The following is a 23020-nucleotide window of genomic DNA, read 5'->3' as shown; positions in this document are numbered from 1 at the left end:
TTTATTAAGAAGATTTTAAAAATATTTTAAGAGAGTTTTAAAAGCCTTATAGGAGTACTTTCTCTACCCCCTCTTTTTCTAATCGATTAATAAATTGGGTTTTCCAACTATCTCCATAAAGATTTTTGGCCAATTCAACCACGATATAATCCGTTTTAAGGCCTGTTTCATCTTCATAACGGTTCAGCCCCTGCTGACATGCGGGACATGAGGTCAATAACTTCACCTCACCACCAATCGATTTATCGTGCCCAGTAAGTTCATTAATGCCATTAGTCAGTTCAATGCTTTTTCTAAAACGTAACTGTTCAGAAATATCGGGCCTTGCCGTCGCTAAAGTACCAGCTTCACTACAACAACGATCAGAGAGTAGCACCTCTTCTGTTTTCAGTAAATCTTTAACAACACTTGTGCCTTCCATTTTTTTCATAGGATCATGGCATGGCGCGTGATAGAGATACTTAACACCATTTGAGGAATCAACCGACATACCCTTTTCTGATAGATATTCATGGATGTCTAACAAACGACATCCTGGAAAAATGCGTTCAAATTCATATTTCAGAAGCTGATCCATACAGGTACCACAAGAAACAATGACTGTTTTAATATCTAAATAATTGAGTGTATTAGCAACACGGTGGAATAAAGCGCGGTTTTCTGCCGTAATTTGTGCACCTTTGTCCGCTTGACCAGCCGCTGTTTGAGGGTAACCACAACACAAGTAACCAGGTGGCAAAACGGTTTGTGCTCCTGACTCAGACAACATCGCAATGGTCGCTAGACCAATATCACTAAATAATCGCTCAGAACCACAGCCAGGAAAGTAAAATACCGCATCAGAATCATCATCCACTTTGCTCGGGTTACTAATAATAGGCACCATATTAGGTTCTTCTAACCCTAATAAACCGCGCATAGTTGACTGGTTAGGCCCTGTATTCAATGGTTTTCGAACAAAGTTAATCACCTGTTGTTGAACAGGAGCAATTGTGGTCGATTGAGGTGGAATATCTTTTGGCTTACCTAAAAAACCAAATGTTTTTGCAAACTTATAGCCTAAGGTTATAAAGTTAGCACTCCAACCAATCATGGTTTTTCTTAGCAATTTGATTGTCACAGGGTTCTTAGTATTTAAGAAGAACAACGCGGCTTTAACAGTAAGTGAAGAACGCTTTCTACCCATTTTGGTTAGAATATTTCGCATACGAATCGAAACATCACCAAAATCAATATTAACAGGGCAAGGCGCTTCACACTTGTGGCAAGTTGTACAATGGTCTGCGACATCATTCATGGCATCAAAATGCTGTAAAGAGATACCACGTCTTGTCTGTTCTTCATACATAAAGGCTTCAATGACCTGACCTGTAGCCAAAATTTTATTACGCGGTGAATACAGCAAATTCGCTCGTGGAATATGCGTCTGACAAACAGGCTTACATTTACCACATCGCAAACAGTCTTTAATGTCATTATTCAGCTCATCAAGCTCATTTGCCTCTAGGATAATTGCCTCTTGATTCACTAAACTTAACGATGGCGTATAAGCGTTATCTAGTCCTGAACCAGGCATTAACTTGCCTTTATTGAAGTAGCCATTTGGATCCACTTCATTTTTGTACTTAACAAAAGCCTCAATTTTAGAGTTTTCTAAATACTGAAATTTCGTTAAACCGATACCATGTTCACCAGAAATAACACCGCCCAATTGATGGGCTATATCCATAATACGATCAACTAACGATTCGGCTAAATGAACCATTTCGTAATTACCAGAATGTACTGGGATATTGGTATGAATATTTCCATCACCTGCGTGCATATGTAATGCAACAAAAAGACGTGCGGTACGAATCTCAGCATGAATTTTGTCTAAACGTTTGTGTAACGCTTCAAAATCATGGCCTAAGAAAGTTTGCTTTAAGAACTCTTTAACTTCTTTACGGTATGAGAGTACCGTCTCACGACGCAAGAAAAGGCTTGCTAAAGTATCACCGTCTCTCACATTACCGTGTGACTCTTTTGGCAAAAGGTCTAAACACTCACTAGCAGGACTATGCAGACGTTCTAACTTACCTAACCAACGAGCTTTAACGGTTTTGAAATGTTCAAGCGTCTCCTCAACCTTGCCTCTAAAGTACTTAGAAGGTCCAGAGATATCCTCAAAATCATCTTCTTGGCTAAACTCAGGAATATCGCCTTCAAAGTACTCAATGTAGGCATTAAGAATATCAACCTTATTCTTAATCGACATTTCAATATTGATTTTTTCAATTTCAATATTGTATTCATTCAAACGATCTAAAGGAATGACCACATCTTCGTTAATTTTAAAGGCATTAGTATGAGATGAAATAGCTGCAGTACGAGAGCGATCCAACCAAAAACGTTTACGTGCTTCGTCACTGACCGCAATAAACCCTTCGGCATTTCGTTTATTGGCAAGCGCCACAATCTCAGTACAGGTATTAGCGACTTCAAACCCATTTTCGCCACAAATATCAGCCAATAACAACATTTTTGGCAGCTCTTTACGGCTTGCTTTGGTATTGTACTTAACGGCCTTGATATAACGATCATCTAAATGTTCAAGCCCTGCAATCAGAATACCTTCTTTTTTCTTAGACTCAACGTAATCTAAAATTTCAACAATAGCAGGTACCGCGAGACTTAAATCCGTACCAAAAAATTCCAAACAAACGGTACGAGTATGGCTCGGCATGCGGTGCACAATAAAACGGCTTGAGGTAATCAGACCATCACACCCTTCTTTTTGAATACCTGGCAATCCACTCAAAAACTTATCTGTAACATCTTTACCCAGGCCTGCTTGTCTAAAACCTGAACCTGGAATCTCTAAACGCTCGGTTTCACCAATTTGCGTTTGACCATCTTTTTCAAATCTGCGGATATCGAAAATGACGGTTTTTTGATCTTGTAACTTACCTAAATTATGGTTGATACGCTCAACTTCTAACCATTTTGCATCAGGTGTCACCATTCTCCATGACGCTAGGTTATCCAAGGTAGTTCCCCATAAAACGGCTTTTTTACCACCCGCATTCATAGAGATATTGCCACCAATCGTTGAAGCATCTTGAGAGGTTGGATCTACGGCAAAAACATATCCAAAACGTTCAGCCTGTTCAGAGACTCTTCGAGTGACAACCCCTGCTCCCGTTCGAACAGTGGGGACTTTACCAATCATCGGTAATTCAACCTGCTCAACCAAACTCATAAACTCAAGTTTTTCAGTATTGATTACTGCAGTTGCTTCATGTAAAGGAATCGCTCCACCCGTATAACCAGTACCTCCACCACGCGGGATAATAGTTAGCTCAAGATCAATACATGCTTGAACCATCTCGATAGTTTCTTGCTCAGAATCTGGTGTTAGCACCACTAAAGGTAATTCTACACGCCAGTCAGTCGCATCCGTCGCATGAGATACACGGGCTAAACCACCAAAATCGATATTGTCTTCACGAGTACATTTTTTTAAACGTTTTAATACCTTATGACGCAATACCACTTGTTTTGGAAACCAAGCAGCAAACTCTTCTACCGCTTTGGCCGTAGAATTCAGCAGGTCAGCCGCCACTTCATTGCCATTCAAACGTTTTTCAACTTCTTTAAGACGGTGATGCAGCGCTTGAATTAACGCTTCACGACGTTTAGGATTTTGAATCAAATCATCTTGAATATAAGGGTTACGACTAATAACCCACATATCCCCTAAAACCTCAAAAAGCATGCGAGCTGATCGCCCTGTATTACGAGTTTGGCGTAACGACTCTATGGTTGTCCAACACGACTCCCCCAAAAACCTTAAAACAATCTCTTTATCAGAGAATGAGGTGTAGTTATAAGGGATTTCGCGAATACGTTTCGTCGGGTTTGGACTCATGGTATTAATTCAACTCTTAATGTTTTGGGGACTGAAAATGGTAACGCCTAAAATAGAAAATAGTATGGATAAACAATGAAATAGCCACTGTTTATCAATTTTAAATTTTTACTTAAGTACGACGTTTTTGAGTTTTTTTCTTTTTCTTAAGTTTCGCTTTCATATCAGATTTTTCTGATTTAGCAGACAAGCGAGAACTTAATTTATTTTTACGGCCTTCAAACGGGTTTTGCGTTACTTTGTATTCAACCGTAACCGGTGTACCAACCCATTTAAACGCCTTACGGAATACATTCACTAAATACTTAGTGTAAGCTGCGGGCAGTTTATCCACCTGAGTACCATGAACGATAACTCTTGGTGGGTTTAAACCGCCCAAATGAGCATAACGCAGTTTGACACGACGTCCTGAAATAAGTGGCGGTTGATGGTCAAGAACAGCTTGTTCCAACACTCGGTTTAAATCAGAGGTGGATACACGTTTAAAAGCAGCTAAATGAACCGCATCAATGGTTTTAAACAGATCACCAACACCTGTTCCATGAAGAGCGGAAATAAGATGTTGTTTTGCATAGTCCGCAAACTGAATACGGAAACTCAATTCATTCTTAACCCACTCTTTTTGCTCAGTAGATAAATTATCCCATTTATTTACGGCAATGACTAAGCCACGACCTGATTCAATGGCTAAACCAAGTAAGGTTAAATCTTGATCCGTTAAACCTTCAGAACCATCAATAAGAAGAATAACTACATGAGAATCTTCCATCGCTTCAATCGCTTTAACAATACTGAATTTTTCAATTTTTTCTTTAATATTCTTACGTCTACGGATACCAGCCGTATCAATTAAGGTATAAGGTTTTCCATTACGCTCAAATGGAACAAAGATACTATCTCGAGTAGTGCCTGGCATATCAAATGCAACAACACGGTCTTCACCAATCATTCGGTTAATTAACGTTGACTTACCCACATTTGGACGCCCAACAACAGCCACTCTCACCCCTGGGTGTTCATCCAAATCAAACTCATCCTCATCCTCTTTTTCAGGAAGAAAAGACAAAATATGGTCAACCGCAACGGCAACATTATCACCGTGTGCCGACGAAATGGCATAAGGCTCACCTAATCCGAGCTGAAAAAAATCTGAAGTCGCCATTGTATAATCACGACCTTCTGATTTATTCACCAACACTTGAACAGGTTTATCAAACTGTCTAATGTAATTCGCAATAAGTTCATCAGCGGGAACAAGCCCTTGACGACCGTCAACTAAGAAAAGAATGGCATCGGCCTCTTCCAAAGCAGCTCTTACCTGATCCGCCATAAGAGGATCAACACCTTCAATCTCTCCGCTTAGGCCACCTGTATCAACAACGATGTATGGCACCTTACCAACACGCCCTGTACCATACTGTCTATCACGGGTTAACCCAGGATAGTCTGCCACAATCGCATCTCTCGAACGTGTCAAACGATTAAAAAGCGTAGATTTACCTACATTTGGGCGCCCAACAAGAGCGATTACAGGTTTACTCATTTATTTTATTTACCTAAAACGGCCATAAATTTGACAGTTTAAAATTCCACCAAGAATCACTTTCTTCATTGGCATTTTTTGTTGAATTATCAGCATCAGAACCAGTCGTACCAGGCTCTAATTCAGTTGATTGTGGATTATATTGCTCTTTAAATAATTTAAGATTAGAAGGTGTAACATCATAACTTGTAATAACGCCCTCATCATCAAGTAAATAAGCGTTTTTACCTTCGGAATAAACCCTCAAAATTCGGTTTCCATCACCATACTCATTACTGTGTTTGGCGCGGGCAATTTCAATACCCTGTATTTTATTTAGCCAATGTAGATAACCCCAACCATCAACCACTAAAATATCATCAGCAAATAGAGATAAATCACCTACTAAACGATTTTTAAATGCATTTTGCTTCCATAAATTAACCCCATTGGTTAAATCAAAACCATATAAAATATCGTCTTCATCCACAATATAGACGGCTCTATCATCAACCACAAAATCCCTGTAACCAGAAATATCTTTTACAAAATAAAAATTGCCATTTTCAGGGTTGATAGATGCAAACTTACCATGAAATCCTAATACAAAAAGTCTGTTATCTTTCATAACGAGCTTAGATTGAATATCAACCATGCGCTCTAAATCCGTTCTTCCACTTGGAACCGCTATACGGTTTTCCCAAAGTAAAGCCCCCGATTTAGCTGAAAGCGCTTGTACAGACCCTGACTCCCAACCAATAAAAATTTTACCATCATCATAAACAACTTCAGGAGAGCCTCGCAGAGAAAGGTTTGGCATCTGATGCTCGACAACCCATTCCACTTTGCCATCTTTTGCATTTAGAGCATAAAGCTTACCGTCAACCGTCCTAGTAAAAATTTTGAGGTCCGCTACAACAGCTCGACTCATAACCTCACTAGAAAGTTGAGTTTGCCAAAGATAATCACCTGTTTTGGCCGAAAAAGAAATCAATTGCCCTTTTGAAGTCCCGACTAATAAATCATCACCATCTTTCGTTGGCCCAGACACAATAGGAGAGTCTAGCTTAACTTGCCAATCAATTTGATCCATCCAACGCGAAGTATTGCTTTTTTTCAATGAAACCAAATGACCCGTTTCAGTTGCGACATAAACTCGACTCTCATCCTCTGCAAAAAATAAACCTTCAGAGTCTCTGTTAGGCATACTTTCTAACTTTACTTGCCAGTTTTTATGCAGAGAATAATCTGACTCCATTGGTGCCATGTAAGGTTCTACTATAGGCTTAGTTGAAGAACAGCCACCAAGTAGACCTAAACAAGTCGTAAATGCTGCAAGAAGAGTAAAATGTTTATTCATTCTGGTTACCAATTCATTATTTAGGGGTTACTTTGCCAAATCATCTAACTGAATTTGAGCTAGACCCAATAAGTTCTTTTCTGTTTCTGGATTAGCTACGACTGCAGAAAATGCAGAATATGCTTTTTCAGAATCTTTTTGCTGTAGCGCTAACATACCAGAAATATAATCAACACTGCCTTTAGCAGCACCTTCTATGTTTAAAGCATTCAGCTGTGCTAATTGTGCTTCTGCTTCAGTATATTTTTCTTCATCAATATACACTCTTGCTAATCGAGTCTGTGCCGTAACTTTTAAAGCTAAATCGGGGGCATTTTTAACAACCCAGTTTAAATGCTCAATTGCTTCCGCTGAATTGCCTTTCTCTAGACTATAAGTTGCATACAATAACGCAGCTCCTGAAGCGTATGGGCTCTTAGGCTCTTCTTGAATTAACTTCAAAGCTTCACGGGACACTTCACCAAAGTTACCTTGTTGCATACTCGCCTGTAATAACTCATACATTGAAGAAGAATTAGCCGCTTCAACATATTGAGTGTTCGTCCAATAACGCCAACCAGAAAAAGCTAACACAACAACTAAAATAGCAGATAGTAGCTTAGTTCCGTTTTTATTCCACCAGCTTTTAAATGCTTCGATTTGTTCTTCTTCAGTTTCGTAACGACTCATTTGTTATAAACCCTTATCAGTTTGCTTATATAAAATTATGTGTGATTTTTGTTTTATTTAATGTTTACTATCAGTGAAAAGTGTACGCAAGTAAGTGGTTAACTCAGTCCATTTAATAATTTGCTGTTCACCTTCTGAACGAAGAGGTTTAACCGCAACCACTTGCTCATCAATCTCTTGTTCTCCCATAACGATTGCGTAGCTAGCTCCAGATTTATCCGCTTTTTTAAACTGACTTTTAAAGCTACCGCCTCCGCAATTCATCTGTACATTTAATGCTGGAAAGGCATCACGAATCATTTCAGAAATTACCAGGCCTGGTCTTGAAGCTTTTTCTCCTGCCGCCACAATAAACAAATCTGCTTCACCAACGACTGGAACAAGCTCTTTATCCATTAACAAAGCCACTAAACGTTCAATTCCCATAGCAAAACCCACAGCTGGAACGGATTTTCCACCAATCTGTTCAACCAAACCATCGTAGCGTCCACCCGCACAAACCGTCCCTTGCGCCCCTAGCTCTGTTGTTACCCACTCAAAAACAGTGCGATTATAGTAATCTAGACCTCTCACCAAGTTTGGATTAACAACATAAGCAATGCCAATATCATCAAGATGTGATTTTACCGTTTCAAAATGGGCTTTTGATTCATCATCAAGGTGATCGATTAATTTTGGAGCTCCATCAACCAACGTTTTCATATCGGGATTTTTAGTATCTAAAATCCGTAACGGATTAGTCTCTAGACGTCTAAGACTATCTTCATCAAGCTTATCTTTATGCTGAGACAGATAAGAAACCAATGTATTACGATAGTTTTCTCTTGCTTCTTGACTTCCTAAAGAGTTAATTTGTAGTTCGAGGTTTTCTAGCCCCAACTGTTCCCATAAACGAGCCGTTAAAACAATCAGCTCCGCATCTACATCAGCCGAAGCTAAACCAAATACTTCAACACCAAACTGGTGAAACTGCCTATAACGCCCTTTTTGTGGACGCTCGTAACGGAACATAGGCCCAGTGTAATAGAGTTTTTGGATTTGGTTATGAGCTAGACCGTTTTGGACAATTGCTCGTACGCAACCTGCGGTACCTTCTGGACGTAAGGTTAAACTTTCACCATTTCGGTCCGAAAAGGTATACATCTCTTTTTCAACAATGTCGGTTACTTCACCAATTGAACGAGCAAATAATTCGGTTTTTTCAACAATAGGCAAACGAATTGAGTTAAAGCCATATTGTTGTAGAGTTTTTTCAGCGGTTTTAATTAAGTAATCAAAGGCGTTTGCATCCGCACCATATATGTCATTCATTCCTCTGATTGCTGAAATTTGATTTGCCATTGTCTCTTTTTCTCTTAAATCTTATATATTAATGGGTATTGAAAATTACTGTATCGGATTAGGTAAAGTAATCTCTGTTGCTTGTTCTAATGTTTTGTTTAAATCGACTTGTGACAAATCAATACCTAATGAGGACAGGAACCACACAATCAAAACGACAATGGAGATAAATAACGTTATTTTTACCCATAATCGACTCATAATGGGTTTTGTTGTTTTAAAACCATCACGCTGTATCGATTGCAACTCAGAACCCACATTAATTCCATGTGGAAAATATATTTCAAACTCGTCTAGATTAACATCAACTAAAGAAGCGTAGTTCCTCAGATAACCACGCTCAAAGGTCGATAAACTTTGTAAATTCAAATCACCGCTTTCAAGCTTTTCTAATTGTTTGCAAGATAAATTTAGCTTTTCTGCCGCCTCATCAATAGAGAGATTCTTTTGTTCACGCCCAAGAGCAAGTAATTCGGATAATTGAGCATTTGAATCTTCAACGGTATCGGTCATTATCTATTCCTGCCTGGTTAAACCATTTAATTTAAGGACTTGCCAGCAAACTCTATTCTATGCTGTGTTCGTTTTGTTCTATCTGACACCTTACCCGCCAACTGTCCACAAGCCGCATCGATATCATCGCCTCGAGTTTTTCTCACCGTAACATTTAAACCACCTTCTTCCAATATCGCTCTAAACTTATGAATGGCATTATTTGAAGAACGTTTATAGTCCGTATTTGGAAATGGATTGAAAGGGATTAAGTTGACTTTACACGGTAAATCACCAAGCAGTTTAACAAGCTGCTTTGCATGCTCAACCCTGTCGTTAATTTGATCCAACATCACATATTCAACAGTAACATGTTTTTTACTGTGACCACCTTCTACATAACGATGTAGGCTTGGCATCAATACTTCTAGTGGATACTTTTCATTGATAGGGACTAATATGTCGCGAAGAGCATTATTCGGTGCGTGCAATGAAATTGCAAGGCTAACATCGACTTCTTCTTTAATTTTGTCTATAGCAGGAACAACACCAGCCGTACTTATTGTGACACGCCTTTTTGACAAGCCATAAGCAAAGTCATCCATTAATATGCGAGCGACTGGAAAAGTATGCGTCACATTTAAGAGTGGCTCTCCCATCCCCATAAACACAACGTTTGAGATTCGACGTTCTTCTTTGGGTTTACAGCCTAATGCTTTGTTCGCCACCCACATTTGGGCAATAATCTCCCAATTCTCAAGGTTACGATTAAACCCTTGCTGACCTGTAGAACAAAAACTACACTCTAAAGCACATCCTACCTGTGAAGAGATACAGAGCGTACCACGGTTTTTTTCGGGAATAAAAACGGTCTCTACAGAGTTATGATTATCCACTTCTAAAAGCCATTTAATCGTTCCATCATCCGAAACTTGTTCAGCCACAATTTTAGGTGTGCGTACTTGCGCAACCCTAATGAGCTTCTCTCTGAGCGCTTTACTGAGATTTGTCATCTCTTCAAAATCGCTTACACCAAACTGGTGTATCCACTTCATTACTTGGCCAGCACGAAAAGGTTTTTCATCAATCGAAGCAAAAAACTCTTCCATTGCTTGTCTATCCATCCCCAACAGATCAATTTTTTCTGAAGACGTTACATTAGGGATTGTGGCGTTACTTTGAGTTTGATTCATTTTAGGTTACAACTATTAAGCTCTTGGACAAATTTCATTTTCTGAAAAAAAGAAATCAATTTCTCTTGCCGCACTTTCTGGGGAATCCGAGCCATGAACAGAGTTTTCGCGGACTGAAATAGCAAAATCAGCACGAATTGTACCCTTTTCCGCTTTACTAGGATCAGTAACACCCATAATTTGGCGGTTTTTAGCTATAGCGCTCTCACCTTCTAAAACTTGAACAATAACAGGTGCCGAAGTCATATAAGTAATCAAAGGTTCGTAAAATTCTCTGCCTTTGTGTTCTGCGTAAAATCGTTCTGCTTCATCCAGCGTTAACTGTTTCATTTTAGATGCAATAATACGTAAACCATTATCTTCAAAACGCTGGGTTATTTTTCCAATCAAGTTTCTAGACACGGCATCTGGCTTAATAATTGAGAACGTTTTTTCCATCTCAGAAGTCCTTTAAATTTTAATCGGCATATTTTAACAACAATTAGCTAAAGCTGCAGAAAAACAAAACCCCGGTCAAATGCCGGGGCTACTTTTGTCAAAATATAGTATTACCAGTTAAACAGTGAAGGATTCACCACAACCACAACTATCCTTAACTTTAGGGTTTTTAAAATCAAACCCCTCATTCAATAAACTTTCTTGAACGTAATCAATTTCCATACCGTCAATGTTTTCTAAACTTTTGGCATCCACCACAACCTTAGTTCCAAAACTTTCAAAAACTTGATCGCCATCTTTTATCTCATCCGCATAATCAACCACATAAGAAAAACCAGCACAACCACTTACTTTAGTCGCCACACGTAAACCAATACCGTGACCTCGTTTATCAATCATAGTCTTAACTCGGTTTGATGCAGATTCAGTTAGTGTTACAGCCATATTCATTCCTAATTAGGTTATTAACCAAATGCAATTTCTTTTACATTGGATTGTTTTTTATCAATTACATTCTGAAGTGTAATACTTTTCAAGAAACTGTCAATTGTTGAGCTTAATTCACTCCACAACTCGTGCGACAAACACTCATCACCGCCATGACAATTTGCTTTACCACCACACTTACGGGCGTCAACTGACTCATCTACCGCTCGAATAATTTCACTGATTGAAATCTCACTTGGAGAACCACTTAAACGATACCCACCGCCAGGTCCGCGAGCGCTGGTAACCAAATCGGCTTTTTTCAACTTAGCAAACAATTGCTCTAAATACGATAAAGAGATGCCTTGTCGTTCAGAAATAAGCGATAGAGTAATCGCCCCCTTATCTTGATTTAAGGCGATATCAATCATTGCTGTGACAGCATAACGACCTTTAGATGTTAATTTCATAAAAGTAAAATCCAAGTAAAGAAGTATTAGGATTTTATAATAACCAAGTAATTAACTCAAGATTTAATATCCATTTCATTCATTCAAAACGATTGAACACCAAAAAAGCAATCAACTTCTCTTCTTTAAATGAGCAGCCTGACTCGGATCACTTGGTTCAAGAACGGCATCGTCCAGGCCTGGTAGATCAATATCGATTGACTCACCACCCATTGCTGCCAAAGAGGCGGCAAGCTTTTCTAGCTTTTCATCTTGAACCTGAATATGATCCAGTAAACTATAAATCGCTTTTTCAACAGGGTCAGCCATTTCTTGGCCCACACCATAAGCATCAAAACCAATTTTTTCTGCCATCTTGGCTCTTTTGACCTTTACATCATCTGCTTGTTGTTTGACCACTCGCCCAGGAATACCAACAACGGTTTCGCCCTTACCAACAGGTTTAATAACAACTGCGTTAGAACCAACCCTTGCACCATCGCCAATCTCAATAGGCCCAAGAACTTTAGCGCCTGCACCCACAACCACACCATTACCTAAAGTAGGGTGACGCTTACCCTTTTTCCATGATGTACCGCCGAGTGTAACACCATGATACAAAGTACAATCATCACCAATTTCCGCAGTCTCACCAATCACAACACCCATACCATGATCAATAAAAAAACGTTCACCAATTTTAGCCGCTGGGTGAATTTCAATCCCAGTAAACCATCGTGCAAAACCTGAGATAAATCGAGCCAACCACTTAAAGTTAATCTTCCAAAACCAGTGAGCAAGTCGATACCATAGAATGGCATGCAACCCAGGATAAGTCGTTAACACCTCAAACGTATTTCGAGCCGCTGGATCACGATCAAAAACACAATTAATATCTGATCTCAATCTCTTAAACACTGTCCGTGTTCTCCTGTAAAAGTGTTGGCGATATTGTGTTGACTTCCTCTAATCGCTCATTGTATTTAGGTGACTGCCTTTGAGCGGCGGTTAAAATTCCCCTTAAGATATCAATTTCTTTAACATCCAATTGAGAGCGGTTAAACAAACGACGCATTCTTCGCATAAAACGTGCATTTTTATCAGGATCTAAAAAATCGATATCTTGTAAAGCAAGAAATAAATGATCATAAAAGCCCTCCAATTGCTCCGTACTCGCCAATTTATGACGATAACCTTTTCGGTGAACAGACTCAATTTGAGTGGCCATTAAACACTCATAAGCAAAGACCTGAACTGCCGCTCCAATATTTAATGAGCTATAAGTTGGGTTGGTTGGAATATGAGCTAGATAATGACACTTATCCATTTCTGCATTACTTAAACCCGAGTCCTCTCGACCAAAAACAAGAGCCACCTCTCCCTCGTCAACAGTTTCAAGAGCAAGCTTAGCAGTTTCTCTAACATCAAGCTGAGGCCAAGACACCTTTCGTAGCCTGGCACTTGCCCCTACCACCAACTTGGTACCCAACAATGCTTCATCCAAAGTTGCAACAACCTTTGCATCATTTAAAACATCAGTAGCACTCGATGCTCTTGCTGATGCGACCTGGCTTGGAAACTCCTTAGGGTTAACCAAAACTAACTGACTTAGCCCCATATTTTTCATGGCACGTGCAATTCCGCCAATATTTCCAGGGTGTGAAGTTTCAATAAGCACAATTCTAATTTTCGCCAATCCTGGATCAAGACGGTAATCTTCAATCATTTTTCTTTTCCGTTTATAATCTTTTCATTAAAATTTATTTTGATAAACGTGTATTCTACCCGTTCATTACAATTTAAACATCACCAACACATAAAAACTAAAGGCACAACATGCATCCACTTCTAAATATCGCCACTCAAGCCGCCAGAGCTGCAGGCGGCAACATACTTCATCACCTTGATCGAATTGACCAACTTAACGTTGAGCATAAGGGTAAAAACGACTATGTTAGCGAAGTGGACAAAGAAGCTGAAAACACGATTATCCAAACCATTAAAAAGTACTATCCAGACCATGAGATTCTGGCAGAAGAAAGTGGTGCATCTGGTCAAAAAGGAAAAAAATCCGATACACGATGGATTATCGACCCTTTGGACGGCACAACCAACTTTCTGCATCAATTTCCGCAGTTTTCCGTTTCTATTGCTGTCGAAGTCAAAGGTAAAGTCCAGCATGCGGCCATTTTTGATCCCGTTCGCGACGAGATGTTTACAGCAAGCCGCGGCAGTGGCGCATTTATTAATAACCGTCGCATTCGCATCTCTGAGCAAAAAACATTGGATAACGCACTCTTAGCGACAGGTTTCCCATACCATGACTTCAGTTATTTAGATGTTTACATGGCAAGTTTAAAAGAATTTATTAGCACAACAGCGGGCGTTCGCCGTGCGGGTTCTGCAGCTCTTGATTTAGCCTATGTGGCCTGTGGTCGAGTAGATGGGTTTTGGGAGTTTAATTTGAAACCTTGGGATATAGCTGCTGGCGCATTAATCATTACTGAAGCGGGTGGTTTGGCAACGGATTTTACAGGCGGAGAGAATTTCTTAAAACATGGCAATATCTTAGCTGCAAACCCAAAGCTCTATAAAGAGATGGCTCAAACTCTAGCAAAAACAATTCCTGCTGAACTAAGGAAATAAACACCTATTATTAACGTGCTTTGCTAACGTACTAAATCACCATTAGCAAAGCCATCTAATCAATAGAAAAAGACATCAAAATCGCATCTTCTTTTTCTTCAATCAAACTTTGTGTTTCATCATCCCAGGCTTGAGATCGATAATAGCCCTTTCGCACACCATCCTCAGTAAAACCCAATTGTTTATATAGAGATTGAGCAGGGTAATTTGACTCTCTTACCTCTAAAAGAACCACTTTAAAATCACGGTTCTTTAAACCATCAAGAATACTTAAAAAGGCTTGCTTAGCAACCCCTTTTCTTTGAAAGCTTGGCGCAACACAAATATTAAGAATATGTGCCTCATCTAGAACTGGAAGAATACAACAATAGCCCAACATTCGATTATCGATATCACAAAACACATAGTTCAACCCTTGGTCTAAACTCTTCTCAAAACCATTAAGTGTCCAAGGAAAATCATAGGATTTTTGCTCAATCTCATAAACCTGATGTAAATCGGACTCATCCATTAAACGTAAGTAATTAAAACAGGAAAGATTTGACATGATACGTAATCTTGTTAGCTTCTTGACTTAAATACAACGATTTAAAGAGACAACAGAGTGATAAAAACTTTGTTTTGCATAAGGGTCAGACAGCATCAATTCAAATTCTGGCACTGAAACGACTTGGACACCTTCAGAAAGCTGCTCAGAAATTTCATGCTCCTCATCCATCGTTAACACCCATTCGACACCTAAATCAATAACTTCTTCCATGGTAGAAAAAACAGCATCTTCAGTGACCAACAACTCGGTATCAAAAAACACAACTTGCGTTTCATCCCAGTCAAAGGCCTTCATAATATTCTGCCAAAGTTGCCATGCCAAAGATTCATCATTTTGCCAAACACTCTCCAAGCCAGCTCCTAAAACAACCACAGAGGTAACAGTCTGAGCCTGTACCTTAGATTGAAACAACGGCTCTTCAACAAGAAGATTCTTTTCTTCCAATAGATCAACTTGATTATCAATTGAGTCTAAAAAGGGTTCATTTTGATTATTACCCAAGGTCTCTCCATTATTTAATGGCTTTGTCTCTATATCAAAGTAACCAGGCCTGGTAACCCAGTTTGAACCACCTATTTGAGAAAATAAGTTATTTGAAAATTGTATTTTTGACATCCGTTATCACAAACCAAACAAATCAAACTGGCGCTTGTGGATGCGCTTTATCGACATCCACTGCAAGTTTATTTAACGCATTTATATAAGCCTTAGCCGAGGCCGTAACGATATCGGTATCAGACCCCTGACCATTAACAATACGTCCGCCCTTTTCAAGGCGCACAGAAGTCTCGCCCAATGAATCTGTTCCATTTGTCACATTACTGACTGAATATAACTGCAGAGATGAACCTGACTCAACAAGAGATTCAATCGCTTTAAAAGTGGCATCCACCACACCACTACCTGTTGCTAAAGCACTGGCTTCATCTCCCTTCATCCACAGAGTCACTTCTGCTTGAGGACTCTCACCCGTTTCTGTGGATGCTTTAATGGAAATTAAGCGATAAGATTCATTTTCAACACGCTGAGTATTATTATCCGTCACTAAAGACTGTAAATCTTCATCGTAAATTTCATGCTTTCTATCTGCCAACTCTTTAAATCGAACAAAAGCCTCGTTCAACTCTTGTTCAGTTTCAAAGTCGATTCCAAGCTCATCAAGGCGTGTCTTGAAGGCGTTACGGCCTGAGTGTTTCCCCATAACCATTTTATTGGTACTCCAGCCAACATCTTCAGCACGCATAATTTCATAGGTTTCGCGATGTTTTAGTACGCCATCTTGATGAATCCCCGATTCATGTGCAAAGGCGTTTGCACCCACAATCGCCTTATTAGGCTGTACTGCAAAACCAGTAATATTAGAGACCAGTCTTGAGGCCGCTAATATCTCGCGTGTGTTAATACGCGTATCAACTTCAAAAATATCTTGTCGAGTTTTAACCGCCATCACAACTTCTTCAAGTGCGGTATTTCCAGCACGTTCGCCCAATCCGTTAATGGTACACTCAACTTGCCTTGCGCCATTTCTAACGGCGGCTAAAGAGTTTGCAGCTGCCAAGCCTAAATCGTTATGGCAGTGCGCTGAAAATATCGCTTTATCGGAATTGGGAATACGCTCAATAAGCTGCTTAAATAAATTACCAAACTGGTGTGGAACATTGTAACCAACGGTATCTGGAATATTGATAGTCGTTGCTCCCGCATCAATAACGGCTTCAATTACTCGACATAAAAAATCGACATCAGAACGCCCTGCATCTTCAGGAGAGAATTCAATATCATCCGTGTAGTTTCGAGCCATCTTAACCGCCCAAACGGCACGATCAACAACTTCATCTGGAGACATGCGTAATTTTTTCTCCATATGTATTGGAGACGTTGCTATAAACGTATGTATGCGACCTGAATTAGCGGGTTTAATCGCTTCACCAGCTCGTCTAATATCGTGTTCAACAGCGCGAGCCAAACCACAAATCGTACTATCTTTAACTACCGACGCAACGGCCTGAACCGCTTCAAAATCACCTTCACTCGCAGCTGGAAATCCAGCTTCAATCACATCAACCTGAAGCTTCTCCAACTGTTTTGCAATTCGAATCTTCTCTTCTTTGGTCATTGATGCGCCAGGACTTTGCTCACCATCACGAAGTGTCGTATCAAAGATAACTAAATGGTCTTTCATGTTCATTTATCCAGTAATATTTTTGTATATTGTTTTAAATAACTTAATTTAAAGCTGCGAAAATTTATGACTTCTTGTCTTCCATTTCAGAGAGATTGTTTTCTGATTCATTGCGTGTTTCTTCATCGGACTTACCATCGTAATCTGCTACTTTTTCTTTTAGCACTTCACTTTGCTCTGGCTCATCTGTTTTATGTGCTTTTCTCATCGCTCTCGTTTTCTTTAAAGTCAATAAAGTAATTATCGGACCTGAAACGGCATAAGATAGAAAAATAATAAATAGAATCATAGCGGGTTTGATTGTGATCACTACAAAAACCAAAACCACAATCAACAATGTTACAAAGGGTACTTTATCTTTTAAATTCAATTCTTTAAATGAGCTGAATCGTGTATTACTCACCATCATCAACCCTGCAAACACGGTTAACACCAAAGCAACCACAGGGGTAATAGCCAAATCAATTTGATTACTTTCAACAACCCAAATCAACCCCGCTAACAATGCCGCTGCAGCTGGGCTTGGCAAGCCTTGAAAGTATCTTTTATCTGCAGTACCAACCTGGGTATTAAAACGCGCCAACCTTAAAGCCGCTGCAACCGTGTAAATAAACGCAACTAACCAACCTAACTTACCAAAGTCCATTAGCGCCCATTGAAAGATAAGAATGGCGGGCGCAAGACCAAAAGAAATCATATCTGCTAGACTGTCGTACTCTGCACCAAAAGCACTGCAAGAGTTCGTCATTCGGGCGATTCGGCCATCTAAACCATCAAAAACCATTGCAATTAAAATCGCAATGGCTCCCAACTCAAAATGACCTTGTATACCTGCTATTACTGCATAAAAACCCGCAAATAAAGCCGCTGTTGTCATTAAATTTGGTAGTAAATAAATACCTCTTTCAAACCCTTTCATATTCTCTTTCTCTAAATTAGCGATGTTTTTTTCTAAACCAAGCACTGTAATTTGATAATAACCAGGCCTGGTAAATCTTCATTTTGACTATTCTAACAATTAATCTAATCCGCAAAGCAAAGTATTTATCTAAACTAAACCCTGGGTTGTACTTACCATTTCACTTACTATAAAAACCTACACATATAGACTCTGGCTCTCAGAAGTGTTTGCAAAATACGTTGCGGCACCGGCAAAACCTATTCCATCGATAAAATCACTCTCTTGATGCCCCATCATCTCCATCGTCATTTGACAAGCCGTCATATTAACGCCCAGCTCAATACAAAGATCTCGCAATTCCTCTATCGGTACCTGCCCTTGCTGTAAAAGTGTTTTCTTAAATCCCCAAGTCGCTAATAGACTCATTCCTGGTAATGTCCATACCAGGCCTGGTAACACCTGATTAAAATCGATATTAGTCAGCCATTCGGGCCCAACAGGACTTCTAATAACCATTCCTGGGTTTCCTAATGGAGAAACTTTTAACGAATCGGTCGATTTTAGAACCGCTTTTAAACCGTAGAATGTAAAAAACAATTGAACATCTTTATCCATTGCCGCAGCCGTACTGGCCAATATAAAGGTAGGATAAGCCCAATCAAGGGTTCCCTTTGAATGAATAATACTAAGATTACTCTTTGTAGGTACTTCTAATTCCATACTTAAATTAACCCTTAATTCTGAATTTTATATTCGGGTTCTCGCCAAGTAACTCACACATTAAACCAGCTTGTTGACAAAAGGCTGGAATATCCCTTAAACCTGACTTATCACTAATTTCTAAAACAACATCAATCTTTTTACCGCTGTTTTCTGCCAAATATTTCTTTAACTTAATAATGGGCATTGGACATACCAACCCAACCAAATTTAACTGCATACTTACAATACCTTGACTATTCTTTTTATAGACACACTTCTTCAATATAATAACCAAATGTAATTCAATAATTTAAAAAGATAACGTATTTAATGAAGACTTCTAATCAAGTAAATAAACAACCAAAACCATATGACTTAATACGGTTTAGCCTAATCTGTTTATTACTAACCCTCTGCCATTCAAATCTAACCCATGCAAACACTCTTCCTGATTTGGGCGCTCCTGACCTTGTTGAATACGACACTGAAACAGAACAAAATCTTGGAAGAGCATTCACCTCTGCTCTCCACACACACTATAAACTACTCAATGATTTGGACACCAATGACTACATTAGAGAGCTTGGCCACAAACTAGCAAGCTATACGGGCAATAATCGCAACTACTCTTTTTATATTATTGATGATTCAAGCATTAATGCTTTTGCTGGCCCTGACGGTGTAATAGGTATCCATACAGGACTTATTTTAGCTTGTGAAACTGAAGATGAACTGGCAGCGGTTATTGCCCACGAAATATCCCACGTCACTCAAAATCATCTATCAAGAAGATACGAATACTCAAGCACACAGGGCGGAATCAGTACCATTGCCACACTTATTGCTGCCATATTAATAGGCACCCAAGACCCTTCAGCAGGAATGGCTGCACTTATGGGAGGCATGGGATATAACTTACAGCAACAATTAAAAAACTCCAGGCAACATGAATCAGAAGCAGATGCTATAGGCATCACCCTGCTCTACAATACGGGTTACAACCCACATGCCATGGGCAGTTTCTTTGCACGCCTTTCAAAAGAGAGCCAACTCGATACAATTAAAGTACCTGAAATACTGAGAACACACCCCGTATCAGAAAATAGACTTGCAGAAGCAGAAAATCGTGCACAAAACCTCAAACCAAACAACAAAGCAAAACCACAGAGTCAATTAAACTTAATTCAGAAAAGAATTAAACTCTTAAACAACAGTCACACTGAGTATAAAAAGAACCACTCACACAGCCATCATGAAAACCAGGCCTGCTATGAAAAAACACTTGAGCACACTGAAAACCACAACAAAGCACCAGATTGTTTATACACACTCGCCTATACAAATTCTAACCCCATATATATGTCAGCACTGATACAAAGCTTAATCAAACAAGACGAGCCTATAAGTATTAAAAACCTTTCAAATGTAAATAAGCAGATAGCACTTAAAATAGAACTTCATCCAGACAATGAATCGCTTCCTATCTACTACAGTCGATTACTAAGGAAGCTCAATAAAGACATAGACGCTAAAAATATATTGATCAATGCTGAGCAATATTTGTTATATAAATACAACTTATACATCGAGCTTTCAGAATTTTTTGCGAAAAAAGAACAGAAAGCTGAAGCTTATTTCAATTTAGCCAAAGCCTATCTGGAGAGTGGAAACCCAGAACGAAGTAAGTATTTCCTAAAACAAGCCCTTGCCGCCAAAACAAACAATGACCAAAATATTGAGAAACAAATCACCCTATTTAAAAACCAAAACAGCAAGTTGTTGAATAATAACGATAAAGAGCAAGAATAACAATTTGCCATAAAAATTTATTTAACATTGATTAAATAATACTATCGCAATCATTCCCCAAAAACCTTGCGTTTATTAAGTAACTGAGTAAGCTAACACCACAAAGAGCAATCTCTTTTGTTCATATAAAAAAATCCCAACATATAATGGGAACGTCGAAAGACACTTTTGGAGGAGAAGAATGATGAATTCTAAAATGAAGCAACTGTTGACTGCTTTAGCTATTTCAACTGCGGTAGTTGCTGCACCAATTTCTGCTGTTCAAGCAGCTGATAAAGGCGCATCTACGGTTGAAGAAGGAAAAAAGCTAGCATACAGCCGATCAAAAGGTAACTGTCTAGCGTGTCACATGGCTGGCGAAGGTGCTATGCCAGGTAACATTGGTCCTGCTTTAATCGCGATGAAACTTCGTTACCCAGATAAGCAAAAGCTATACGACAAAGTATGGGGTAAAGCTGAAACTCAGACTGTGCCTAACAGCATGATGCCTGCTTTCGGGCACAATGGTATCTTGTCAGATAGTGAAATCAGCAAAATTGTTGATTACATCTATACTCTATAATTTTTATTAAACCTAACCGGGAGTTTAAAACCTTATGAAACGTAGATCTTTCCTTAAAGGTACTCTAGCAACTGGTGTTGCAGCTGTAGCTGTAAACGCTGGTCTTCTAACACCTAGCTCAGTATTAGCTGACTGGAACTCAAAAGCATTCAGTGCTAAGACTACTGACGATGCACTAAATAGCGTGTTTGGTTCTACAAGCACTGCTGATTCTGGTGACATCAAACTTAAAGCACCTGCAATTGCAGAAAACGGTGCTGTAACACCTGTTACAGTTGACGCTTCAGGTATCGATGGTGTTGAATCTATCGCTATCATGGCAAGCAAAAACCCAATGCCTTTAGTATGTGAATACACTTTCGCTGCTGGTGCAATTGGTTACGTTTCTACACGTATCAAAATGGGTCAAACGATGAATGTTATTGCCGTTGTTAAAGCTGGTGGGAAACTACTTAAAGCTGAACAAGAAGTTAAAGTAACAATCGGTGGTTGTGGTGGTTAATCCCCACTGAAATTACTTAATTTCTACAACGAAACAAATTATTAAAAGGAAATAACATGTCTATTAAAATTAGAATGCGTGGTAAATCAAAAGGTGGCGTAGCTGAAGTTAAAGCTCTAATCAAGCACCCTATGGAATCTGGTGTTCGTATGAACAAAAAAACTGGTAAGCCTTATCCAGCTAAGTACATTGATATGGTTCAAGTTTCTGTAAACGGTACTCCTGCAGTTGATGCTCAGTGGTCTGGTGCAGTTTCTGCTAACCCATACATGGCTGTTCAAGTTAAAGCTAACGCTGGTGATGAAGTTACTGTATCGTTAACTGACAACACTGGTGAAAAAGGGACTGATTCTATTAAATTAAAATAATAGTTTCCTACCCTGGCATTAGTCTGATATGACTAATGCCAATCCTAAAATAATAATAATTAGAAATATACAGAGCTCTCGGACGGAGGATTGGAATGAAAAAAACACTACTAATCGCCTTATCTTTAGGTGTGACAGTAGGTGCCGCTTCAACATCGGCATTGGCTGTTGATCCTGAGATGGATCGCCAACAAATCGTTGATTTCTTCAAAGCAAAAAATCCAAAAATTGCACCTGAAGAATATATTAATGGCGCATATATTTATGATGCCGATAAATTTGCTCAGTGGGAAGCAGCAGAAGAATTCCCTCCTTATTTAGATGCCATTGATGCTGGTGAAGCTGCGTGGAATAAAGACCAAGCTGTATTTGAAAAATGTTTTGGTTCTGATGTATCTAAAGTACGTGTTCAATACCCATACTTTGATGATGCTACGAACAAGGTAGTAACTCTAGAAGCTGCTATCAATAAATGTCGTACAGATGCAGGTCTTAAACCATATAAACTTAAGAAAGGCACTCTAGCGCAAGTTAGTGCTTATCTAGCTTACAATGCACGCGGTCAAAAGATCAATGTCAAAATTGAAAGCGAAGGTGCTCGCAAAGCTTATGAAGCTGGTCGTGCAATCTACATCGAGCCTCGTGGACAATTAGGGTTATCATGTGCGAAATGTCACACTTATAACTCTGGACGCAAAGCGCGTTCTAATATTTTATCTCCTAACCTAGGTCATACGACTCACTTCCCGGTTTTCCGTGCTAAGTGGCAGGCTTTAGGAACATTACACCGTCGTTATGAAGGTTGTAACAAAAATATGCGTGCCAACCCATTTAAAGCTCAAGGTACTGAATACAGCAACCTAGAGTTCTTCCAAGCTTATGTTTCAAACGGTTTGGAAATCAATGGACCTGGTTACCGCGAATAATTTGAATAATATTCAAATTTTAAAACCCAGCTTTGCTGGGTTTTTTTATGCCTTATTTCACCAAATTTTTTC

General features: G+C 39.2%; 24 protein-coding genes. 6 read left to right on the top strand and 18 right to left on the bottom strand.

What is annotated here, in order from left to right; all coding sequences use genetic code 11:
* Positions 1 to 46 precede the first annotated feature (46 nt).
* The 12 genes from A379_RS10880 to A379_RS10825 all read right to left on the bottom strand — a co-directional run bounded on the left by A379_RS10880 (position 47) and on the right by A379_RS10825 (position 13526).
* Positions 47 to 3910, bottom strand: a complete 3864-nt coding sequence (locus A379_RS10880; RefSeq protein ID WP_040728067.1) for a DUF3683 domain-containing protein — start codon at positions 3908 to 3910, stop codon at positions 47 to 49.
* 112 nt (positions 3911 to 4022) lie between these two features.
* The gene (gene der / locus A379_RS10875) at positions 4023 to 5453 is read right to left on the bottom strand and encodes a ribosome biogenesis GTPase Der (RefSeq protein WP_040728065.1); all 1431 of its coding nucleotides are present in this window, start codon (positions 5451 to 5453) and stop codon (positions 4023 to 4025) included.
* Between the two features lie 13 nt (positions 5454 to 5466).
* Positions 5467 to 6792, bottom strand: coding sequence for an outer membrane protein assembly factor BamB (bamB, locus tag A379_RS10870; RefSeq protein WP_081696403.1), 1326 nt, complete (start codon positions 6790 to 6792; stop codon positions 5467 to 5469).
* Positions 6793 to 6819: 27 nt separating this feature from the next.
* A complete protein-coding gene (locus tag A379_RS10865) occupies positions 6820 to 7461 on the bottom strand; it encodes a tetratricopeptide repeat protein (protein ID WP_040728064.1) in 642 nt (213 codons plus the stop codon).
* 57 nt (positions 7462 to 7518) lie between these two features.
* Positions 7519 to 8802, bottom strand: a complete 1284-nt coding sequence (gene hisS, locus A379_RS10860; protein ID WP_040728062.1) for a histidine--tRNA ligase — start codon at positions 8800 to 8802, stop codon at positions 7519 to 7521.
* A gap of 45 nt (positions 8803 to 8847) precedes the next feature.
* Positions 8848 to 9315 (bottom strand): RodZ family helix-turn-helix domain-containing protein, encoded by a 468-nt coding sequence (locus A379_RS10855; RefSeq protein ID WP_040728060.1) that lies wholly within the window; start codon positions 9313 to 9315, stop codon positions 8848 to 8850.
* 26 nt (positions 9316 to 9341) lie between these two features.
* Positions 9342 to 10487, bottom strand: coding sequence for a 23S rRNA (adenine(2503)-C(2))-methyltransferase RlmN (rlmN, locus tag A379_RS10850; RefSeq protein ID WP_051145175.1), 1146 nt, complete (start codon positions 10485 to 10487; stop codon positions 9342 to 9344).
* Positions 10488 to 10502: 15 nt separating this feature from the next.
* Complete coding sequence (ndk, locus tag A379_RS10845; protein ID WP_040728059.1) at positions 10503 to 10925, bottom strand: nucleoside-diphosphate kinase; 423 nt, start codon at positions 10923 to 10925, stop codon at positions 10503 to 10505.
* Between the two features lie 117 nt (positions 10926 to 11042).
* Positions 11043 to 11369: an iron-sulfur cluster assembly accessory protein gene (locus A379_RS10840; protein WP_040728058.1), complete on the bottom strand. Its 327-nt coding sequence runs from the start codon at positions 11367 to 11369 to the stop codon at positions 11043 to 11045.
* Between the two features lie 20 nt (positions 11370 to 11389).
* Positions 11390 to 11821: an Rrf2 family transcriptional regulator gene (locus A379_RS10835; RefSeq protein ID WP_040728055.1), complete on the bottom strand. Its 432-nt coding sequence runs from the start codon at positions 11819 to 11821 to the stop codon at positions 11390 to 11392.
* 111 nt (positions 11822 to 11932) lie between these two features.
* The gene (gene cysE / locus A379_RS10830; protein WP_040728054.1) at positions 11933 to 12718 is read right to left on the bottom strand and encodes a serine O-acetyltransferase; all 786 of its coding nucleotides are present in this window, start codon (positions 12716 to 12718) and stop codon (positions 11933 to 11935) included.
* Positions 12711 to 13526, bottom strand: a complete 816-nt coding sequence (locus A379_RS10825; RefSeq protein ID WP_051145174.1) for an RNA methyltransferase — start codon at positions 13524 to 13526, stop codon at positions 12711 to 12713. Before A379_RS10825 ends, cysE begins: the two co-directional genes overlap by 8 nt.
* A gap of 110 nt (positions 13527 to 13636) precedes the next feature.
* Between A379_RS10825 and A379_RS10820 the strand changes: the two genes are divergently transcribed.
* A complete protein-coding gene (locus A379_RS10820; protein WP_040728052.1) occupies positions 13637 to 14446 on the top strand; it encodes an inositol monophosphatase family protein in 810 nt (269 codons plus the stop codon).
* A gap of 55 nt (positions 14447 to 14501) precedes the next feature.
* Here the strand turns inward: A379_RS10820 and rimI are convergent, their stop codons facing one another.
* The 6 genes from rimI to A379_RS10790 all read right to left on the bottom strand — a co-directional run bounded on the left by rimI (position 14502) and on the right by A379_RS10790 (position 19019).
* Positions 14502 to 14993 carry a ribosomal protein S18-alanine N-acetyltransferase gene (rimI, locus tag A379_RS10815; RefSeq protein WP_051145173.1) on the bottom strand — a complete coding sequence of 164 codons (492 nt, stop codon included), beginning with the start codon at positions 14991 to 14993 and terminating at the stop codon, positions 14502 to 14504.
* Positions 14994 to 15020: 27 nt separating this feature from the next.
* Positions 15021 to 15611 carry a hypothetical protein gene (locus A379_RS10810; protein ID WP_040728050.1) on the bottom strand — a complete coding sequence of 197 codons (591 nt, stop codon included), beginning with the start codon at positions 15609 to 15611 and terminating at the stop codon, positions 15021 to 15023.
* Between the two features lie 22 nt (positions 15612 to 15633).
* Positions 15634 to 17178 carry a 2-isopropylmalate synthase gene (locus A379_RS10805; RefSeq protein WP_040728049.1) on the bottom strand — a complete coding sequence of 515 codons (1545 nt, stop codon included), beginning with the start codon at positions 17176 to 17178 and terminating at the stop codon, positions 15634 to 15636.
* 64 nt (positions 17179 to 17242) lie between these two features.
* Positions 17243 to 18097, bottom strand: coding sequence for a CDP-diacylglycerol--serine O-phosphatidyltransferase (gene pssA, locus A379_RS10800; RefSeq protein WP_081696454.1), 855 nt, complete (start codon positions 18095 to 18097; stop codon positions 17243 to 17245).
* A gap of 177 nt (positions 18098 to 18274) precedes the next feature.
* On the bottom strand, positions 18275 to 18799 hold the full coding sequence (locus A379_RS10795) for a DsrE/DsrF/DrsH-like family protein (RefSeq protein ID WP_040728047.1): 525 nt from the start codon (positions 18797 to 18799) through the stop codon (positions 18275 to 18277).
* 7 nt (positions 18800 to 18806) lie between these two features.
* Positions 18807 to 19019, bottom strand: coding sequence for a sulfurtransferase TusA family protein (locus A379_RS10790; RefSeq protein WP_040728046.1), 213 nt, complete (start codon positions 19017 to 19019; stop codon positions 18807 to 18809).
* Between the two features lie 92 nt (positions 19020 to 19111).
* Here A379_RS10790 and A379_RS10785 point away from each other — a divergent pair, with 92 nt between their 5' ends.
* The 5 genes from A379_RS10785 (at position 19112) to soxA (ending at position 22948) form a co-directional block, all read left to right on the top strand.
* Complete coding sequence (locus A379_RS10785; RefSeq protein ID WP_051145172.1) at positions 19112 to 20590, top strand: M48 family metalloprotease; 1479 nt, start codon at positions 19112 to 19114, stop codon at positions 20588 to 20590.
* Positions 20591 to 20771: 181 nt separating this feature from the next.
* A complete protein-coding gene (soxX, locus tag A379_RS10780) occupies positions 20772 to 21152 on the top strand; it encodes a sulfur oxidation c-type cytochrome SoxX (protein WP_040728044.1) in 381 nt (126 codons plus the stop codon).
* Positions 21153 to 21186: 34 nt separating this feature from the next.
* Positions 21187 to 21654: a thiosulfate oxidation carrier protein SoxY gene (gene soxY, locus A379_RS10775; RefSeq protein WP_040728042.1), complete on the top strand. Its 468-nt coding sequence runs from the start codon at positions 21187 to 21189 to the stop codon at positions 21652 to 21654.
* A gap of 56 nt (positions 21655 to 21710) precedes the next feature.
* Positions 21711 to 22022: a thiosulfate oxidation carrier complex protein SoxZ gene (gene soxZ, locus A379_RS10770; protein WP_040728041.1), complete on the top strand. Its 312-nt coding sequence runs from the start codon at positions 21711 to 21713 to the stop codon at positions 22020 to 22022.
* A 95-nt stretch (positions 22023 to 22117) separates the two neighbouring features.
* Positions 22118 to 22948, top strand: coding sequence for a sulfur oxidation c-type cytochrome SoxA (gene soxA / locus A379_RS10765; RefSeq protein WP_040728039.1), 831 nt, complete (start codon positions 22118 to 22120; stop codon positions 22946 to 22948).
* Positions 22949 to 23020 lie beyond the last annotated feature (72 nt).

The sequence above is a fragment of the Thiomicrorhabdus sp. Kp2 genome (genome assembly GCF_000478585.1).
Classification (GTDB): Bacteria; Pseudomonadota; Gammaproteobacteria; order Thiomicrospirales; family Thiomicrospiraceae; genus Thiomicrorhabdus.
Note: the sequence above shows the minus strand (reverse complement) of the source record. Positions and strands in the feature narration are given on the sequence as shown.

What these genes read in the sequence shown, in the direction of transcription:
- A379_RS10880 (WP_040728067.1), bottom strand. Translation starts at nt 3,910, where the DNA reads ATGAGTCCAAACCCGACGAAACGTATTCGCGAAATCCCTTATAACTAC.
- A379_RS10785 (WP_051145172.1), top strand. Translation starts at nt 19,112, where the DNA reads ATGAAGACTTCTAATCAAGTAAATAAACAACCAAAACCATATGACTTA.
- soxA (WP_040728039.1), top strand. Translation starts at nt 22,118, where the DNA reads ATGAAAAAAACACTACTAATCGCCTTATCTTTAGGTGTGACAGTAGGT.
- A379_RS10825 (WP_051145174.1), bottom strand. Translation starts at nt 13,526, where the DNA reads ATGATTGAAGATTACCGTCTTGATCCAGGATTGGCGAAAATTAGAATT.
- hisS (WP_040728062.1), bottom strand. Translation starts at nt 8,802, where the DNA reads ATGGCAAATCAAATTTCAGCAATCAGAGGAATGAATGACATATATGGT.
- rimI (WP_051145173.1), bottom strand. Translation starts at nt 14,993, where the DNA reads ATGTCAAATCTTTCCTGTTTTAATTACTTACGTTTAATGGATGAGTCC.
- bamB (WP_081696403.1), bottom strand. Translation starts at nt 6,792, where the DNA reads ATGAATAAACATTTTACTCTTCTTGCAGCATTTACGACTTGTTTAGGT.
- A379_RS10835 (WP_040728055.1), bottom strand. Translation starts at nt 11,821, where the DNA reads ATGAAATTAACATCTAAAGGTCGTTATGCTGTCACAGCAATGATTGAT.
- A379_RS10865 (WP_040728064.1), bottom strand. Translation starts at nt 7,461, where the DNA reads ATGAGTCGTTACGAAACTGAAGAAGAACAAATCGAAGCATTTAAAAGC.
- rlmN (WP_051145175.1), bottom strand. Translation starts at nt 10,487, where the DNA reads ATGAATCAAACTCAAAGTAACGCCACAATCCCTAATGTAACGTCTTCA.
- ndk (WP_040728059.1), bottom strand. Translation starts at nt 10,925, where the DNA reads ATGGAAAAAACGTTCTCAATTATTAAGCCAGATGCCGTGTCTAGAAAC.
- A379_RS10820 (WP_040728052.1), top strand. Translation starts at nt 13,637, where the DNA reads ATGCATCCACTTCTAAATATCGCCACTCAAGCCGCCAGAGCTGCAGGC.
- A379_RS10840 (WP_040728058.1), bottom strand. Translation starts at nt 11,369, where the DNA reads ATGGCTGTAACACTAACTGAATCTGCATCAAACCGAGTTAAGACTATG.
- der (WP_040728065.1), bottom strand. Translation starts at nt 5,453, where the DNA reads ATGAGTAAACCTGTAATCGCTCTTGTTGGGCGCCCAAATGTAGGTAAA.
- A379_RS10790 (WP_040728046.1), bottom strand. Translation starts at nt 19,019, where the DNA reads ATGCAGTTAAATTTGGTTGGGTTGGTATGTCCAATGCCCATTATTAAG.
- A379_RS10795 (WP_040728047.1), bottom strand. Translation starts at nt 18,799, where the DNA reads ATGGAATTAGAAGTACCTACAAAGAGTAATCTTAGTATTATTCATTCA.
- pssA (WP_081696454.1), bottom strand. Translation starts at nt 18,097, where the DNA reads ATGAAAGGGTTTGAAAGAGGTATTTATTTACTACCAAATTTAATGACA.
- A379_RS10805 (WP_040728049.1), bottom strand. Translation starts at nt 17,178, where the DNA reads ATGAAAGACCATTTAGTTATCTTTGATACGACACTTCGTGATGGTGAG.
- soxZ (WP_040728041.1), top strand. Translation starts at nt 21,711, where the DNA reads ATGTCTATTAAAATTAGAATGCGTGGTAAATCAAAAGGTGGCGTAGCT.
- soxY (WP_040728042.1), top strand. Translation starts at nt 21,187, where the DNA reads ATGAAACGTAGATCTTTCCTTAAAGGTACTCTAGCAACTGGTGTTGCA.
- A379_RS10855 (WP_040728060.1), bottom strand. Translation starts at nt 9,315, where the DNA reads ATGACCGATACCGTTGAAGATTCAAATGCTCAATTATCCGAATTACTT.
- A379_RS10810 (WP_040728050.1), bottom strand. Translation starts at nt 15,611, where the DNA reads ATGTCAAAAATACAATTTTCAAATAACTTATTTTCTCAAATAGGTGGT.
- soxX (WP_040728044.1), top strand. Translation starts at nt 20,772, where the DNA reads ATGATGAATTCTAAAATGAAGCAACTGTTGACTGCTTTAGCTATTTCA.